Genomic DNA, 15,928 nt, shown 5'->3' on the forward strand with positions numbered 1-15,928 from the left:
TATTACTTAATACTAGTTTGAAAAAATTCAACCGTGGCTATTAATAGAGTATAAAAGTCCTTGATTCAATCAAATAAATGGAGGAGAACGACGGATGAAAACAGAAGGTGTCCGCAGTCGCAGAGTTATGAAAGATCCTTTTAAAAAGAAGAACTGGAAGCTGGAACTCTGGAGCTGGACGAAAACGTTTATGGTCGTGTTTATTATTGCAGTAATGATACGTGGATTTATGTTTACCAACTATGTTGTCTACGGTCAGTCTATGATGCCTACTATTAACGACGGAGAACGGATTATTGTAAATAAAATTGGTTACGAAATCAGCCAGCCAAACCGGTTTGACTTAATTATCTTTCACGCTACTGAAGACACAGATTATATTAAACGGGTCATTGGTTTACCTGGAGATAAAATCAGATATGAAGAGGATACACTTTATATTAACGATGACCCTCATGACGAAGAATTCCTGAATCAGTTCAGGGAAGAGCAGGACAGCGGCTTTCTGACAGATGATTTCACTCTTGAAGACATTACAGGGGAACTTACGGTTCCAGAAGGCCACATTTTTGTACTTGGTGATAACCGCCAGAATAGTATAGACAGCCGTCAGATCGGTTTTGTACCGATGGAGCAGATTGTCGGACGAGCCAACATGGCTTACTGGCCGATTCAGGCGTTAAGAATATTTTAACCACAGACCACAATACGAGTGGTTGGATGTCTGTCATCATAACGACGAAGAGGTGGCCCGCCAAAGGGACACCTCTTTTTGCTATACTTAACCTGAGTATAAGGAGGGATGGTTTATGAAAAATTACAGCACAGTTGTTCTGGGAAAAGAAACAGACGAAGAAACCCGCTGCTCCCACTTTCATTCGGAAAGCGACCGGATTGCCATCAAGTTTAAATGCTGCAATACATACTACGCATGCATTACCTGCCACGAGGAACTCAGTGACCACACGGTTGAAAGATGGACAAGAGATGAATTCGATACCGTAAAAGCCATTCTCTGCGGTTCATGCAGGACAGAACTGACAATCAGCACCTACTTAAACAGCGAATCACGATGTCCGAATTGCCGTGCTTCCTTTAATCCGGGGTGCGCGAACCACTATCATCTTTATTTTAAAATGGATGAAAAGCAAACAAAATAAAGTACACCTTAACCCATTAGGCTATATGGAATAATAAAAAGATGCCTCTCGTAAAAGAGGCACCTTGCCAGTAAAAAATTACGCCCTTTTCCCAGCCTGATCTGACTTTTTCTCCTGTCTTAGGGCTTTAAATAACGAAAGAACCATCATAATCATAATAATTGAGAATGGAAGTGCGGCAATGATCAAGGCATTTTCCAGTGCCTGCAACCCTCCTGTATATAACAGGATTAATGCAGTCGCGGAGAGCATAATCCCCCAGACAAGCTTGATCATCTTGGGCGGATTCAGATGTCCGCCAGTTGTCTGCATACCCAAAATAAATGTTCCGGAATCAGCCGATGTAATAAAAAAGGTACCGATAAGCGTAATGGCTGCATAAGACATAATCAGTCCTAACGGGAAGTTGGCAAATACACCGAATAAAGCTTCTTCCGTCGCGAGCTCAGAAATCATCGCGACTCCACTGGTTTCAAGAGAAATAGCTGTACCGCCGAAAACGGAGAACCACAGAAAACCGACAAGGCAGGGAACAAACAGAACCCCCAGTACAAACTCCCTTAATGTACGCCCCTTTGATACCCGGGCAATAAAAGAGCCCACGAACGGTGCCCAGGCAATCCACCATGCCCAGAAGAAAATGGTCCATCCATTAATCCACTCACGTCCTTCTTCGTTAAGCGGACTGATCCTGAAACTCATACTCGGAAGTGTCTGAAGATAGGTCCCGATTGTATTCGTAAACAGGTTCAAAGAATAAATCGTAGGACCGACGATGAGCATAAACAGAAAGAGAAGAATGGCCAGGATCATATTCACATTACTCAAATACTTAATTCCTTTATTTAATCCGGTGTAAGCAGAGATCATAAACAGAACCGTAACTATGGCAATAATGGCAAACTGAACACCGAAACTGTTGCCTACACCTAGTAAATAATTAAGTCCGCCGTTTATTTGGACAGCGCCAAAGCCGAGCGTACTGGCAACTCCAATGACCGTTGCGGTAACGGCGATGATGTCGACCACATTACCTGCAGTTCCCCGGGCATATTTCCCCAGTAAAGGTTCCAGCGTGCTGCTGATGAGACCCGGTGCTCCTCTCCGGAATTTGAAATAAGCGAGAACGAGGGCAACGACAGCGTAAATTCCCCAGGCATGTACACCCCAGTGAAAGTAAGTAAAACGCATAGCATCAAGAATGGCCTGGTCGGTTCCGGGCTCTGTTGTAGGAGAGTCAATCATCGAGTGTGAAATCGGCTCTGCAGCACCCCAGAAAACAAGGCCGATCCCCATTCCTGCACTGAACAGCATGGCAAACCACGTGGCATAATTATAGTCCGGTGTATCATCCGGCTTCCCCAGTTTAATTTTCCCGTACGGGGTTACTGCAAAAAATAAACATACAAGCACAAACACAGATACAATAACCAGATAATACCATCCTAATGTGTCTGTAATAATTCCTTGAAGGTTTGCTGTCGCATCCTCCAGCCCCCCTGGAGTTGCTACACCAAAAGCTACAATGAAAAGTAGAATAATAAGTGCGCCCCAAAATACAGCCGTTACTTTTTTCATTTGATTTTCTCCTCCTTGATAAGATTGTTTTACTATATTCCCTATTTCTCGACAAAATCATGTTCTTTTTTAAAAATACTGTGATATTCACCGTATATACACTAAAAAAGGCCTAATTTCCTGATAAAGGAAGAGGAAACTTACAATAATTGTCGATTATCTTAACGGATCAGAAAAGCTTGTCCGTTTTATGACTGCAAAGTGATGTAAGGACTTGTATATTTATCAGATTTTTTTGTCAACTAACCGAGCTCTCTGCATAGGATAGAGTAAGCTATTCAAAATGGATAGCCGGCAGACCTGACGATGACAGTTAGCCTGATTTCGTCACTTATAATGTATGTACGCTTGAAAAAAAATGTGCCTGTCCGAAAAACATTTTGTAAATGACCAAACGTTACGTGAAGTGACGATATTCATTTAAACGTAAAAACGTGTGTTAATTATTGAAGGAGGGAGTAAGACAATGAAAAATAACGTTGGAAAAAATTATGTTGTCTCTCAGGATAATTGGTCCCTCCACCGTAAAGGCTACCAGGATCAGCAACGCCACCAGGAAAAAGTGCAGGAAGCCATTAATAAAAATCTGCCTGACCTGGTGAGTGAAGAGAACATTGTTATGTCAAATGGCCGGGATGTCATTAAAATACCTATTCGCTCTCTGGATGAATATAAGATCCGCTATAACTATGATAAAAACAAACATGTGGGCCAAGGTGACGGAGACAGTGAAGTTGGTGATGTTGTAGCTAGGGACGGTGCTCCACAGCCCGGTGCAGGACAGGGAGAGGGAGCCGGTGATCAGCCGGGAGAAGATTATTACGAAGCCGAAGTGGCCATTTCAGAACTTGAAGAGATGCTTTTTAAAGAGCTGGAGCTGCCGAACCTGCAGCAAAAGGAAGAGGACAACATTGTTGTAGAAGACATTGATTTTAATGATATTCGTAAAAAAGGACTCATGGGCAATATTGATAAGCGCAGAACGATCATACAGGCGATCAAGCGGAATGCCATGGCAGGGAAAAAGGGAATTATGCCCATTTATAACGATGATCTCCGCTTTAAGACGTGGAACGAAAAAGTAAAACCGGAATCCAAAGCCGTTGTTCTTGCCATGATGGATACGAGTGGCAGTATGGGGCGCTGGGAAAAGTACATGGCGAGGAGCTTTTTCTTCTGGATGACCAGGTTCCTCAGAACAAAATATGAAACAGTGGATATTGAGTTTATTGCCCACCACACCGAAGCAAAGGTTGTAACTGAAGATGATTTCTTTATGAAAGGGGAAAGCGGCGGGACGATCTGTTCCTCTGCCTACCGTAAAGCCCTTGAGCTGGTAGATGCCAAGTATTCGCCGGAGCGCTACAATATTTATCCTTTCCACTTTTCCGACGGAGACAATCTCACTTCAGATAACCAGCGGTGTCTGAAGCTCGTTAAAGAACTGATGGAGTTCTCAAGCATGTTTGGATACGGGGAAGTGAATCAGTATAACCGCCCGTCAACATTAATGAGTGCGTATAAAAACATTCAGGATGAAAGGTTCAGACATTTCATCCTGCGGGAAAAAGGCGATGTGTACCAGTCACTCAAATGGTTCTTTAGAAAAGACGAAGAAGCGATGACTCGTTAACAGGCTGCGTCCCCGGACTTACAGACAAGTCCGGGGACGTTTTTTTAGAACGGATCCGGGTAAAAGATATAAATAACACATACGAAAAAGGAGAGAAGAACATGCCTTGGACGAAAAACGATTACCCTGATTCGATGAAAAACCTTGACGACCCCATCCGCGAAAAAGCAATTGAAATTGCCAACTCTCTGCTGGAAGATGGTTATGAAGAGGGACGAGCTATTCCTATTGCCATCGATGAAGCAAAAAAGGTGGGGCAGAAAAGCGATGTAACGTATCACGTTTCTCCTGTTGACGGAAACGATGGATGGGAAGTGAAAAAAGAAGGAGCAGACCGGGCTGTTAACCGTTATGATCGAAAGCAGGACGCCCTCCACCGGGCAGACGAGCTTATCGACTCCCAAAATGCCCGAATCATTATTCACCGCCAGGATGGAAGTGTTCAGGAAACGAAAAAAGCCAATGAGTAACTGTGATAAAGACAGCCGGACACTGCCGGTTGTCTTTTTTGTGCGACAATCGTTAAACTGAAGGGAGTGTGTACAACCGTTCAATGATCAGAAAGTGAAAAAGTAAGCAGAGGGAGGAATGTTATTGTGAAAAAGTGTGCAGTGTTTTGCGGATCAAGAGCAGGGAATCACCCAGAGTACATAAGAGCAGCAAAAAAGCTGGGTGAGGAAATGGCTAAAAGGGACATTGAGCTTGTCTATGGCGGAGCAAGTGTCGGTATTATGGCCACCGTGGCTGATGCAGTGCTGGAAAACGGTGGGCGGGCAACAGGTGTTCTTCCCCACTTTTTAGGGGACAGGGAAATCGCTCATAAAAAGCTGACAGAACTTCATATGGTGGAAACGATGAGTGAACGAAAGCAGTTGATTGCAAAATTATCTGACGGGTTTATTTCCCTGCCTGGAGGAATCGGGACAATGGAAGAGTATTTTGAAATGCTTACTCTTGGATACCTCGGCCAGCATACGGGAAAAAGTGGTCTGTTAAATGTAAACGGCTATTACAAACCTCTTATTTCTTTTTTTGATCATATGAAAGAACAGGGATTTGTGGATGAGAAAACGAGAGAAGGGATGATCGTAGAAGAGGATCCGAGCGCTCTTTTGGATATTATTTTTCCAGAATAGGGGTTGCAGCTGTTCTTCACATTACTATAGTAAAGGGAAAACAAAAAAACTGCCTGGCTTCTGAGAAGCCTTGGGCAGTTAATGTGTCTGTGCATTTTTCTTGGAAAATTCCATCACCACATTCACAAGCTGATAGATACTGAATAATACAACGCATGTTACGAGTGATCCGGCCATGTATCCCGCTGAGAAGTGGGCATTACGGAACCATTCTTCGTTCCCGCCAACAAACACGCCTGTACCAATGGAAAGAAGGAAAATGACGACTACAATGATTTGTTCAATTTTTTCTTCTTTGGTTACATTCTTGAATTTAAACAAGCCTCTTCCCACCCTTCTGTGTAAACGCTCTTAGTGAAATTATACGATTTCAGATAGAAAATGGCAATGGGAGAAACTGTCGCCCGCACTCAGCGAAAAGAAAAAGCTGTCCCAAAAGGTAAAGCCCTTTGGGACAGCCTGTCCAGATTAATGAATCTCTTTCAATGCTGCTCCTATGCTTGTATCACCTGAAAGAAGTTCGAATGCCTGATGACTTGTTTCCTCAATGGTTAACGAATTGACTGCAACCGAGGCTACATCTTCACGGGGGATGTCCCCATTTTTATTGGACAGACTTTTCGCTGCACGAATCGTTCCTTTACCTGGATCGTCAGTGAGCGGTCCGGGCCTCAGAATTGTATAATTCAGTCTGCTTTTTTCAAGCGCTTCATCAGCTGCTCCTTTTGCTTTCATGTAATGCCGAATGTTGTCCGGGGTTTCATCAGGCTTGCCTGCTCCCATGGCACTCACCATCACATAACGTGCAATTCTATGCTTTTCTGCTTCTTCAATGGATTTTATTGCTCCGTTTCGGTCAATAACTTCAGTCTGTTCCTTGGACGTGTGTCCTCCTGAACCGGCAGTAAAGATAACAGCGTCCACACCTTCATAGGCATGAGAGAAGTCCTCCTCCAGATCTGCAAGAACAATTTCATCTGCTCCGAGATCCTCCATTGTCTCTTTCTGTTCCTCTTTCCGGATCATCGCTTTTACGTGATGCTCGGTACTCAGACCAAGCATTTTTACGATATGTTTACCAATGTTGCCGTTTGCTCCAATGACTAACACGTTCACAACCATCACACTCCTCGGTCTGTTTTTATCTACAAATAAAATGTTCCCCTTCCATTCAGTCCCTAAACGTTTCCGGAAAGCAGGTCAAATAAACGCAGATAATGTCGAATAATATAGCAATTATGTAATTTCTAAAAAAATATTGACTTATTATGTCTAATCGTTAATAATTTGAAGCGACAACTATTGATGAACACCGACCCGTCGTATAATTAAGGGGATAGGGCCCTTAAGTCTCTACATAGTCACCGTAAATGGCTGGTCTACGAGGGATTGAGTGTGTATCGGACCTGTGAAAAAGGCTCTTGACACCATTCGATTCTTTCTGACTCCAGGGACAATTTTGCCCTGGAGTCTTTTTTACGACAGTCGAATTTTCAAAAATGAAAAAATTCAAACTGTTTCGACGTGGTGCTCATCAATTGGGTTATTAAAAAGAGGAGGGGTCAGGTTGTTTAAGAAAGCATTTTTATCATCAGCATTAGTGTTAAGTTTAGGGGTTATGGCTGCATGTGGAGCCGATGACGATGAAACAGCAAACGGAGATGCGGAGGGTGATTCCGGAGACGATGTTCAGGAACAGGAATTCGACGAGCTTGTAATGGGCTTTGTTCCTTCTACAGACTCGGATCAGATTGCATCCACTGTTGAACCTTTAACAGAGCGCCTTTCTGAAGAACTTGGTATCGAAGTTGACGGTCGCGTAATGACAAACTATTCCGCTTTGGTTGAAGCGATGGGCAGCGGACAGGTTCAAATCGGATTTATTCCGGCATTTGGTTACGTTCTTGCCAATGAGCGTCACGATATCGAAGTTATCCTAAAATCACTTCGTGCAGGAGACGACAGCTACCGTGCCCAATATTCTGTCCGTGCTGACAGCGGAATTGAGTCTTTAGAAGATCTTGAAGGTAAAGTATGGGCATTTGCTGACTCTGCTTCTACAAGCGGATTCTTATTCCCGGCTACGCAGATCCGTAACGACTTTGGTATGACGGAAGACGAGTTCTTCGGTGACATGGTTGAAACAGGTTCTCATGACAACGCCCTGATCACTGTACTCGAAGGTGGGGCAGACGTTGCCACAACTTTTGAAGATGCACGTGAAGTAATCGAAGGTGACTATCCTGAAGTTTACGATGAGGAAAATGGTCTTATTCAGCTTGACTTTACTGAGCCGATTCCAAACGACACAATTTCAGTCATCAGCGAACTTTCCGAAGATATGGTTAACCAGATTCGTGAAGCCTTCCTTTCTTTCAACGACGATGAGGACATGATTGAGATCATGAACGAAGTGTACCGTTGGGACGGAATTGCCGAAGCTGAAGACAGTGAGTACGATATCGTTCGTGAAGCATACGATAACTTCTCAGACGAAGTGGATCCACTTAACTAAGGCTTGAAAATAAAAGAGGCCGGGACATAAAGAAAGAGTTTAGCTGAAAATCCGAACGATGCGCTAACTTAGCGTATGAAATATATGCAGACTCCTGCGGGATGAATAGCAAAGGTGAGACCCCACAGTGCGCAGCACGAGGAGGCTCACCAGCTTCCCGCGGAAAGCAAAGTATATTTCAGGAGCGATTTTTTTGCACCGCATGTTATTCGTTCGAATTCTCATTGACTAAAACACTTTTGACCCAGCCTCTTTCTTTACGAAAATAGAAGAGACCACTCTCTATCTATAGATGAACTTAAATTTACGAGACTACCATTTGCTGGGGGAGTTAGAAATGATCGAGTTTAAAGACGTCTCTCTTGTTTATCCGAACGGAACACAAGGGCTGAAAAATATTAACCTTAACATTAAAGAAGGCGAATTCGTTGTTATTGTCGGCCTTTCAGGAGCCGGTAAATCCACATTGATTCGAAGTGTAAACCGTATGGTAACACCTACGGGCGGTGAGCTTTTAGTAGATCAAGAGAACATCCTTCCTTATAAAAATAGAAAGCTGCGAGAACTTCGCACTAAAGTGGGTATGATTTTCCAAAACTACAATCTGGTAAAGCGTTCAACTGTAATGAAAAACGTCATTGCCGGTCGTCTTGGTCACACCGGAACGCTTAAAAGTATTTTGAACCTTTACAGCAAGGAAGATATGTCTCTTGCTTACCAGAGCTTACAGCGTGTTAATATCTCCGACAAGGTTCATTCACGCGCCGATCAACTGAGTGGTGGACAGCAGCAACGAGTAAGTATTGCCCGGGTACTGACACAGCAGCCAAAAGTTATTCTTGCTGATGAGCCGGTAGCAAGTCTTGACCCGCCTACATCACACCAGGTGATGACATACTTAAGAAAAGTAAATAAAGAAGATAACATAACAACCATCGTTAACCTTCACTTCATTGATATGGCCATGGAATATGCGGACCGTATTATCGGTATGAGAGCCGGTGAAGTAGTATTCGACGGCCCGGCCAGCACTGTGAACGAAAGCACGTTCGAGGAAATATACGGACGTAAAATTCGTGAAGAAGACATGGTAGGGGGAGAAGACGATGAAGGGAACTCCTAATCCGCAGCAAGGGACAGTTGACCATGGCAACCCGCCTGGCCTACGTGCCCAGCAGGCAAAATGGAAGCTTACCTTCGTATTCGTCGTCGTTGTTCTCGTATACATGTTCACCTCCTGGCAGACAGGCTCAAGCCTGATTGATTTATGGTATGGGTTGCCGGACGTCTGGAGAATGGTACTCGAGCTTTTCCCGCCTAACTGGGGGTATGCAACAGAAACGTGGGGACGTCTGTCCGAGACGATTCAAATGGCTATTATCGCAACCACGGTTGCAGCAATTCTCTGTATCCCCATCAGTTTAATGGCATCATCCAATATTGCACCTAATAACTACGTTTATAATATTACAAAACAGATTATGAACATTCTCCGTACGATTCCTGACCTGTTACTCGCAGTTATCTTTGTTGGTATTTTTGGAATCGGCGCTTTCTCTGGAATCATGGCTTTGATCATTTTCTCTCTCGGAATTCTGGCCAAACTGCTGGCTGAAACGATTGAAGCGATTGATAAAAACCCTCTCGAAGCCATCCGGGCTTCAGGTGGTAATACCCTGCAGGTGATTGTTTACGGTGTCATGCCGCAAATCCTGCCGCAGTATACATCGTTCACGCTTTACGTCTTTGAAATTAATGTCCGTGCCTCTCTCGTACTTGGTTTCGTAGGAGCAGGAGGGATCGGTCAGCTGCTTCAGCGTTCGATCAGCTTTTTCCAGTACGGAAGAGCGATGATGATCATTATCATTATTTTCGTAGCCGTTGTTATCATCGAATACATCAGCGGTAAGATTAGGGAGGAGATCATGTAATGGCACAATCACAGACGCTTGTTCTTCCTCCGAAAAAGAAGCGATCAACAAAAAAAGTCGTTCGTAACTGGATTATTGCTGTTCTTCTAATTGCCATGTACGTCTGGACATTCTCAGACATCGGCATTAACTGGTCCCAGATTTTCAGCGAACGAACGTTAAACAATATGGGCCGGGTTATTCCCCAGCTCTTTTCACCTGAATGGGCAGTAGCGCCTGACGCATTAAGACTCATGGGTGAAACGCTGGCCATGGCCTATACAGGAACATTGATGGCAGCACTGCTGGCGGTACCTTTTGGCTTCTTCGCCGCGAAAAACATGATCGACAGCCGCCTCATCAATACGGCAGCGAAGTGGTCACTTGACGGCATCCGTGCTTTCCCTGAAATTATGCTCGCGTTAATTTTCGTAGCCGCAATCGGTCCATCGGCGTTTGCCGGGGTTCTGGCGATCGCTGTCGGGTCTATCGGGATGCTTGGTAAACTGTATTCTGAAGTTATTGAATCCATCGACATGCATGTGGTCGAATCATTGGAAGCGAACGGGGCTAATAAGGCGCAGATTCTTTTCTACGGAATCATTCCGCAGGTTATTCCAGAGTTTCTGTCCTACGCCATTTACCGTTATGAAATTGACGTGCGTTCATCCACAATTCTAGGTCTTATCGGGGCCGGTGGTATTGGTATGATGATTCAGATCTCAACAATGAATCGAAACTGGGACGAAGTAGGGATGGCTTTATTGATCATCATCCTGGTCGTTACCGTTATCGACTATTTCAGTTCCTACTTAAGAAAACGAATTGTTTAATCCGGCGGTGTTCTAAACACAGCCCTTATCATAAAAAGTACCGCTGCATATAACGATGCGGCGGTACTTTTTGTTCCATTTTCAGGTGAAAAGCCACCGGACTTTTTTCACCTGTTCGAGAGCCTGTATTTCCGCTATAATGTCAATCACCGGTCTCAAACGGGACAAAACAGGGTATAGATAGAAAAAAGATAAAAAGGGGAAGGGGCGACGGTGATGCCTGAATTACAACAGAGCACATTCAGGGCCGTATGGCTTGGAGCAGTCTTAGCTGCGGCAATGGTTTTGACAGCAGGATGTACGGATAAGGCAGCGCCTGAAAGTGCAGAGGCAGCTAAACCGCTCGTAGCTGAAACACAATCAGGGGATTTTCTGCTGCGCCTTGTTTCGGAAAAGCCATTCTATTATTCAGACGAAGAAGTGAAACTTACAGCCAAGCTTAAATATATCGGAGAAAAAGACCGGGTCACCTTGTCTCATAAAAGCTCCCCCTTTCAATACCGGATTCAGGAAATGACGAGAGGCGTTGACATTCCTTTAACAATGGAAGCCATCACCCGGGAAACAGAGCTGAAAAGAGATCACTGGTATGATGAGAGCTTTGTGAAAGCAGGTGTGGATCTGTTTGACGAAGCAGCACGTGACAACGAGTTCATCCGCAGTTTTGAAGAAAGTGATACATTCCCGGCCGGGGAATACGAAATTGAATTAAACTCTGACTTTTATGTACAGATGGACGGTGAAGAAGTACAGCAACTGGTTACCACCGGGTTAATCATCACAGTCGGAAAAAAGTAATACGCTGCCTGAACTGGCGGCTTTTTTTTTTGTTGGTAGAGCTTTATGGTTAAGGTTGTTGTTACGTGGTAGGGCATTCCACCGGGTTCGATTTTTGAGGGGGAGCTTAGCTTCGGGAAGGAACTGAATTTCAGCATTTTTGGTTCTGATGTTGTTAAGGTATTTTAGAACCAGTTGACGCTTTTTATATAACGGTCTTATTTTGTAATTAAGACTCCTGCGGACGCAGGCGCCAGGGTGAGACGCTGCAAACGAAGTAAGGAGGCTCACTGGCAACTGGCACCTCGTAAAGCGTGAGGCATATCGGCTTCATCCATCACTTTGTTTATTCAAGATTAATAATCCACAATAAACTTAATAACCGTTCAAATTCAACAGGCTGTTCTTAGTAAAAAGTGTTGTTATAGCTGAAAAAAAAATATAGCCGAAGTGCCTGATACTCCTGTGTCAGTGACGAGCGTTCTCATCACGAAATAGCTTCGAGTTGCTTCGACGCAGATTGCTGCGAAGCGTAACTGGCAGAGGAAGAAGCAAGGGTAATTTCTCTTGCCAGCACCGCCACGGAAAGCGAAGGGCACTTCGGCTTTATCTTCATTTTCTGTACATTAAAGGAGCAAAAATAAAATACCAAAACAAAAAACTAAAGCAGAAAAACCACACTCATGATATAATCAAAAACTGGTTCGTGTTTTTTGAACCATCTCAGCAGCCGATGCTGAGAGGTCGGGCGAGGGGCTATCAGCAAAGGAGAAGATACATTGAACCAGAGACTCAATAACTGGTTTCAGATCGATCAGCACAACTCAACAGTCAAACAGGAAATGATGGCAGGCATGGTTGCCTTCTTTACGATCGTCTACATCGTTATCGTAAATGCAGCCATTTTATCCGACGCAGGAATCCCGCTTGTTGCCGGGATCATAGCAACGGTATTCGTATCTTTCCTGGGCAGCATGATCATGGGCTTTTGGGCCAATGCCCCAATTCTGCTCGTTCCCGGTATGGGAATCAATGCCATGTTTGTGTACACATTCGTCCATTCCATGGGGCTCATGTGGCAGGAAGCATTGGCTGTAGTTGTGCTGTCGGGCGTCATCTTTTGTATAATCGCCTTTACAAAACTTGCACCGGTTATCACGGAATCCATACCTTCTTCATTAAAGGAAGCCATTGCGGTAGGGATAGGAATCTTTCTTACATTTATCGGCCTTCAGCAAGGCGGGCTCGTTATTGCCGATGATTCGACCTTTGTGACCCTCGGAAACATATCCGACGCTCACGTGATTGTCACGATCGTCACCCTGCTTGTAGCCGTTACGCTCTTTATCCGGCAGGTACCCGGGAACTTTTTGATCAGTATTCTGTTTGGTACAGCTCTTGCCTACTTTCTAGGTGTAATCGGCACAGGTCAGACCGCCTCCATGTCACTCGCGCCGTATGGAGAAGTTTTCTTCGGATTCTCTTTTTCAAGCTGGCTGACAGTGGCGTTTATGGCTGCCACGTTCTCGCTGGTAATGGTTATCGTGTTTGAAAACATCGGACTGATCCACGGCCACTTAAACATGGTCGGATCACCCGAAAAATATAAACGGACCCTCCAGGCAAATGCTGTTTCCGTATTGTCTTGCGGCTTCCTTGGAACAAGCCCCACAGTAGCCACGGTAGAAAGCGCAGCAGGAATTGCAGCTGGAGGCCGGACAGGTCTTACAACGATTACAACAGGCTTTATGTTCCTCGCATCACTGTTCTTTATCCCGTTTATTACGATGATTCCGCCCAGTGCCATTGCACCGGTCCTCATCATTATCGGTGGACTCATGATGCAGAACATACAAAAGATCAACCTGAACGACTTCTCAGAAGGCTTTCCCGCCTTCCTTGTGATCGTTCTGATTCCACTCACATACAGTATTGCTGACGGCATTGCATTTGGCTTTGTTGCCTATCCGTTACTCAAGATTCTTCTCGGAAAGCACAAAGAGCTGTCCGCACCATTAGTAATTATATCTGCCCTCTTTTTCCTGAACTTTGTTCTTCAGGTCTGGAACGGCGGGTAAAACACGGCCCTCTGCGATTTTACGTGCAGAGGGTCTTTTATGCTGACTGCCTTTATTGTACGTTCGATCCCGGAGTGTCCGCTCTTTTGTGCGGGCAGCCGGTTTTGCACCATAGGACCACACCCGGACGTTTTCGGTTACACTATTGAAGAGAATACATACATGCAGGAGGTATTACAGATGGTCAGTCATGAATTTGGTCCCCTGATTAAAAGTAAGTTTGTGGAACGGCCAAACCGGTTTATTCTGAAATGCAGACTGGAAGACGGCGAGGAGGTTACCGTTCATTTACCCGACCCGGGCCGCCTTAAGGAACTATTGATACCCGGATGTGATGTCATGCTTCGGTATGTGGATGATCCGAAGAGAAAGACAAACTGGTCGGCGGTTCTTGTGAGTCGTGGCGACGGAGGATGGGTCGGTGTAAATGCCCAGCTTCCGAATGCACTGGCGAAAGGGGCGGTTCAAAAAGACTTGATAAAGGAATTCGCCGGCTGGACCTATGTCCGTGCCGAATATAAAAAAGGCAGATCAAGATGGGACTTGTTAATGGAGCACCCTGACGGCCGGAAGATGGTTGTGGAAGTAAAGGGGGTGTCCCTCGTAGATGCCAAAGGTGCCGGGGCATTTCCCGATGCCGTAACAGCGCGTGGAGCGAGACACGTAAGTGAACTTGGTGATATTGCCCGCGAAGAAGGCTGGGAGGCTGCTCTGTTCTTCGTTGCCCAGCGTGACGATATTCACTCGATCTCACCGGCCAGACACATTGATCCCGCCTTTGCCGATGCCATGGAAGAAGCAAATCGTGCAGGAGTAAACATCATCGGAAGAAAATGCACGGTTACAGCAGATAAAATGACGATGGACACAAACGAGCCTTTAAAAATAATCATCTAGCCACCGCACCATTTCACTTTAACCCCTCCCCCGTCAACCCCGATTCCCCAATTGTACGGGGACAGACCCCCGAACTTTTTGATTACGGGGATAAAAGGGGTAAAATTTGGCATACTACGTGTATATGTGTGCTGAAGTGATTTTAAAGAGGGGTGCTTAGAATGTTTGATGCAGGTGTTAGAGTTTTCTCGCTCAAGTTGGTGTTGTTTCTTGGGCTGGCAGTGATCATGCTTGCTGCATGTTCGCCCGGGCAGGATCAGTCCCGGGAACCAAACCGTGACAATATTGGACTACAGGGTGATACGGAACCGTTTTACCCGTCTGCGGGCAAAACTCCGCAGTTGAAGGGCGGCCCGGAACCGGCTTTGCGGGTCGAAATGGAGCCTGATTCCCCTTCAGCTTTTGCAGGGCAGGCTGATGGAGGAGATACATCTTTGGAAAACGTGGGATTTGGTGAACTGCAAAAGCAGTATCCAAATACTGTTGTATGGAGAGGACCGACCAACCAGAAACGTGTCGCCCTTACGTTTGATGACGGGCCGGATCCGCGCTTTACCCCGGCTATTCTTGATGAGCTTGAATCCAACGATGTAAAGGCAACATTTTTTGTGATGGGTGCAAGAGCAAAAGAACACCAGGAAATTCTAAAAAGAATACACAGGGAAGGCCATGTGATTGGAAACCATACGTACTGGCACCCGAACCTCGAGGGCGAATCTGTAGGGCAGCTCCGCTGGGAAATGGATGAGACAAACGATATTATTCAAAATCTCGTCGGTATCAGACCGAATTTATTCCGTCCGCCTTATGGTATTTTCGGAACAGCCCATACGGAGAGTCTTGCAGCAAATGGGGAGTCCGCTATTTTCTGGACTGTCGATACGATGGACTGGGATGGACCGTCACCTGAAGAAATCCTTGAAGGTGTCATGGAAGATACAGGTAACGGATCTATTATCCTTATGCACGACGGGGCCCACTGGACTGGTGATATGAACAATACCGTTGAAGCTCTCGGTCCGATCATTAGAGAGCTTAAACGAGAAGGATACCAGTTTGTGACCGTACCGGAATTGTTGAATGTAAGTGCCATTCAGTAAAAGTTTTGAGCATTGATTTGACCTTTAACCGCCATCGCCGCACGCTTTGGCAGAATTATTCAAATAGAGGCTGAGACATAAAGAAAGAGTTTAGCTGAGAATCCGAACGATGCGCTAACATAGCGGATGATATATAAATATACGCAGACACCCTTCCGGATGAAAAGCAAAGGTGAGACCCCACAGTGACGAGCATTTACTTCATGAAAATGCGACGAGTTGCTTCGACGCAGACAGCTGCAAAGATTAGCTGGCAGAGGAAGAAGCAGGTATGCTGGAGGACGGTAACCCGCTTCCCGTGAAAAGCGAAG

Annotated in this window: 16 protein-coding genes and 1 riboswitch; of the genes, 13 read left to right on the top strand and 3 right to left on the bottom strand. The window is 45.2% G+C overall.

The features are described from left to right. The first annotated feature begins 94 nt into the window (after positions 1-94). Both lepB and EBO34_RS00405 read left to right on the top strand, forming a co-directional pair. Positions 95-694 carry a signal peptidase I gene (gene lepB / locus EBO34_RS00400; protein ID WP_283234569.1) on the top strand — a complete coding sequence of 200 codons (600 nt, stop codon included), beginning with the start codon at positions 95-97 and terminating at the stop codon, positions 692-694. 115 nt (positions 695-809) lie between these two features. Next, complete coding sequence (locus EBO34_RS00405) at positions 810-1,160, top strand: CHY zinc finger protein (protein ID WP_122895997.1); 351 nt, start codon at positions 810-812, stop codon at positions 1,158-1,160. A gap of 78 nt (positions 1,161-1,238) precedes the next feature. On the opposite strand, the gene EBO34_RS00410 is transcribed toward EBO34_RS00405, so the two are convergent. Next, the gene (locus EBO34_RS00410; RefSeq protein WP_122895998.1) at positions 1,239-2,738 is read right to left on the bottom strand and encodes a glycine betaine uptake BCCT transporter; all 1,500 of its coding nucleotides are present in this window, start codon (positions 2,736-2,738) and stop codon (positions 1,239-1,241) included. 466 nt (positions 2,739-3,204) lie between these two features. Here EBO34_RS00410 and yhbH point away from each other — a divergent pair, with 466 nt between their 5' ends. The 3 genes from yhbH to EBO34_RS00425 all read left to right on the top strand — a co-directional run bounded on the left by yhbH (position 3,205) and on the right by EBO34_RS00425 (position 5,507). Further along, positions 3,205-4,371 carry a sporulation protein YhbH gene (yhbH, locus tag EBO34_RS00415; protein ID WP_122895999.1) on the top strand — a complete coding sequence of 389 codons (1,167 nt, stop codon included), beginning with the start codon at positions 3,205-3,207 and terminating at the stop codon, positions 4,369-4,371. 101 nt (positions 4,372-4,472) lie between these two features. Further along, positions 4,473-4,841 carry a DUF2188 domain-containing protein gene (locus tag EBO34_RS00420; RefSeq protein WP_122896000.1) on the top strand — a complete coding sequence of 123 codons (369 nt, stop codon included), beginning with the start codon at positions 4,473-4,475 and terminating at the stop codon, positions 4,839-4,841. Between the two features lie 126 nt (positions 4,842-4,967). Continuing rightward, positions 4,968-5,507 (top strand): LOG family protein, encoded by a 540-nt coding sequence (locus EBO34_RS00425; protein ID WP_122896001.1) that lies wholly within the window; start codon positions 4,968-4,970, stop codon positions 5,505-5,507. A gap of 78 nt (positions 5,508-5,585) precedes the next feature. On the opposite strand, the gene EBO34_RS00430 is transcribed toward EBO34_RS00425, so the two are convergent. Both EBO34_RS00430 and EBO34_RS00435 read right to left on the bottom strand, forming a co-directional pair. Beyond that, the gene (locus tag EBO34_RS00430) at positions 5,586-5,828 is read right to left on the bottom strand and encodes a hypothetical protein (RefSeq protein WP_122896002.1); all 243 of its coding nucleotides are present in this window, start codon (positions 5,826-5,828) and stop codon (positions 5,586-5,588) included. Between the two features lie 147 nt (positions 5,829-5,975). After that, positions 5,976-6,629, bottom strand: coding sequence for an SDR family oxidoreductase (locus tag EBO34_RS00435; RefSeq protein ID WP_346725787.1), 654 nt, complete (start codon positions 6,627-6,629; stop codon positions 5,976-5,978). 178 nt (positions 6,630-6,807) lie between these two features. Beyond that, a riboswitch (purine riboswitch) is annotated at positions 6,808-6,909 on the top strand. A 165-nt stretch (positions 6,910-7,074) separates the two neighbouring features. Between EBO34_RS00435 and EBO34_RS00440 the strand changes: the two genes are divergently transcribed. The 8 genes from EBO34_RS00440 to EBO34_RS00475 all read left to right on the top strand — a co-directional run bounded on the left by EBO34_RS00440 (position 7,075) and on the right by EBO34_RS00475 (position 15,617). Then, the gene (locus EBO34_RS00440) at positions 7,075-8,022 is read left to right on the top strand and encodes a phosphate/phosphite/phosphonate ABC transporter substrate-binding protein (protein WP_283234570.1); all 948 of its coding nucleotides are present in this window, start codon (positions 7,075-7,077) and stop codon (positions 8,020-8,022) included. Between the two features lie 337 nt (positions 8,023-8,359). Further along, positions 8,360-9,145, top strand: a complete 786-nt coding sequence (gene phnC / locus EBO34_RS00445; RefSeq protein WP_122896004.1) for a phosphonate ABC transporter ATP-binding protein — start codon at positions 8,360-8,362, stop codon at positions 9,143-9,145. Continuing rightward, complete coding sequence (gene phnE, locus EBO34_RS00450) at positions 9,129-9,953, top strand: phosphonate ABC transporter, permease protein PhnE (RefSeq protein ID WP_122896005.1); 825 nt, start codon at positions 9,129-9,131, stop codon at positions 9,951-9,953. The genes phnC and phnE (EBO34_RS00450) overlap by 17 nt, the downstream gene beginning before the upstream one ends. Beyond that, positions 9,953-10,765: a phosphonate ABC transporter, permease protein PhnE gene (gene phnE / locus EBO34_RS00455; RefSeq protein WP_122896006.1), complete on the top strand. Its 813-nt coding sequence runs from the start codon at positions 9,953-9,955 to the stop codon at positions 10,763-10,765. The genes phnE (EBO34_RS00450) and phnE (EBO34_RS00455) overlap by 1 nt, the downstream gene beginning before the upstream one ends. A 216-nt stretch (positions 10,766-10,981) precedes the next feature. Continuing rightward, on the top strand, positions 10,982-11,563 hold the full coding sequence (locus EBO34_RS00460) for a hypothetical protein (protein ID WP_122896007.1): 582 nt from the start codon (positions 10,982-10,984) through the stop codon (positions 11,561-11,563). Between the two features lie 821 nt (positions 11,564-12,384). Beyond that, positions 12,385-13,620 carry an NCS2 family permease gene (locus EBO34_RS00465; RefSeq protein ID WP_122898408.1) on the top strand — a complete coding sequence of 412 codons (1,236 nt, stop codon included), beginning with the start codon at positions 12,385-12,387 and terminating at the stop codon, positions 13,618-13,620. A 180-nt stretch (positions 13,621-13,800) separates the two neighbouring features. After that, a complete protein-coding gene (gene sfsA / locus EBO34_RS00470) occupies positions 13,801-14,517 on the top strand; it encodes a DNA/RNA nuclease SfsA (RefSeq protein WP_183163647.1) in 717 nt (238 codons plus the stop codon). Between the two features lie 161 nt (positions 14,518-14,678). Further along, the gene (locus EBO34_RS00475; protein WP_122896009.1) at positions 14,679-15,617 is read left to right on the top strand and encodes a polysaccharide deacetylase family protein; all 939 of its coding nucleotides are present in this window, start codon (positions 14,679-14,681) and stop codon (positions 15,615-15,617) included. Positions 15,618-15,928: the final 311 nt, after the last annotated feature.

This window comes from Alteribacter keqinensis (genome assembly GCF_003710255.1).
GTDB lineage: Bacteria > Bacillota > Bacilli > Bacillales > Salisediminibacteriaceae > Alteribacter > Alteribacter keqinensis.

Bases quoted from the DNA above. Each gene is read 5' to 3' on its own strand.
- EBO34_RS00420 (WP_122896000.1), top strand. From the start codon at position 4,473: ATGCCTTGGACGAAAAACGATTACCCTGATTCGATGAAAAACCTTGAC.
- EBO34_RS00410 (WP_122895998.1), bottom strand. From the start codon at position 2,738: ATGAAAAAAGTAACGGCTGTATTTTGGGGCGCACTTATTATTCTACTT.
- EBO34_RS00435 (WP_346725787.1), bottom strand. From the start codon at position 6,629: ATGGTTGTGAACGTGTTAGTCATTGGAGCAAACGGCAACATTGGTAAA.
- sfsA (WP_183163647.1), top strand. From the start codon at position 13,801: ATGGTCAGTCATGAATTTGGTCCCCTGATTAAAAGTAAGTTTGTGGAA.
- phnC (WP_122896004.1), top strand. From the start codon at position 8,360: ATGATCGAGTTTAAAGACGTCTCTCTTGTTTATCCGAACGGAACACAA.
- EBO34_RS00465 (WP_122898408.1), top strand. From the start codon at position 12,385: ATGATGGCAGGCATGGTTGCCTTCTTTACGATCGTCTACATCGTTATC.
- EBO34_RS00405 (WP_122895997.1), top strand. From the start codon at position 810: ATGAAAAATTACAGCACAGTTGTTCTGGGAAAAGAAACAGACGAAGAA.
- yhbH (WP_122895999.1), top strand. From the start codon at position 3,205: ATGAAAAATAACGTTGGAAAAAATTATGTTGTCTCTCAGGATAATTGG.
- phnE (WP_122896006.1), top strand. From the start codon at position 9,953: ATGGCACAATCACAGACGCTTGTTCTTCCTCCGAAAAAGAAGCGATCA.
- lepB (WP_283234569.1), top strand. From the start codon at position 95: ATGAAAACAGAAGGTGTCCGCAGTCGCAGAGTTATGAAAGATCCTTTT.
- phnE (WP_122896005.1), top strand. From the start codon at position 9,129: ATGAAGGGAACTCCTAATCCGCAGCAAGGGACAGTTGACCATGGCAAC.
- EBO34_RS00460 (WP_122896007.1), top strand. From the start codon at position 10,982: ATGCCTGAATTACAACAGAGCACATTCAGGGCCGTATGGCTTGGAGCA.
- EBO34_RS00475 (WP_122896009.1), top strand. From the start codon at position 14,679: ATGTTTGATGCAGGTGTTAGAGTTTTCTCGCTCAAGTTGGTGTTGTTT.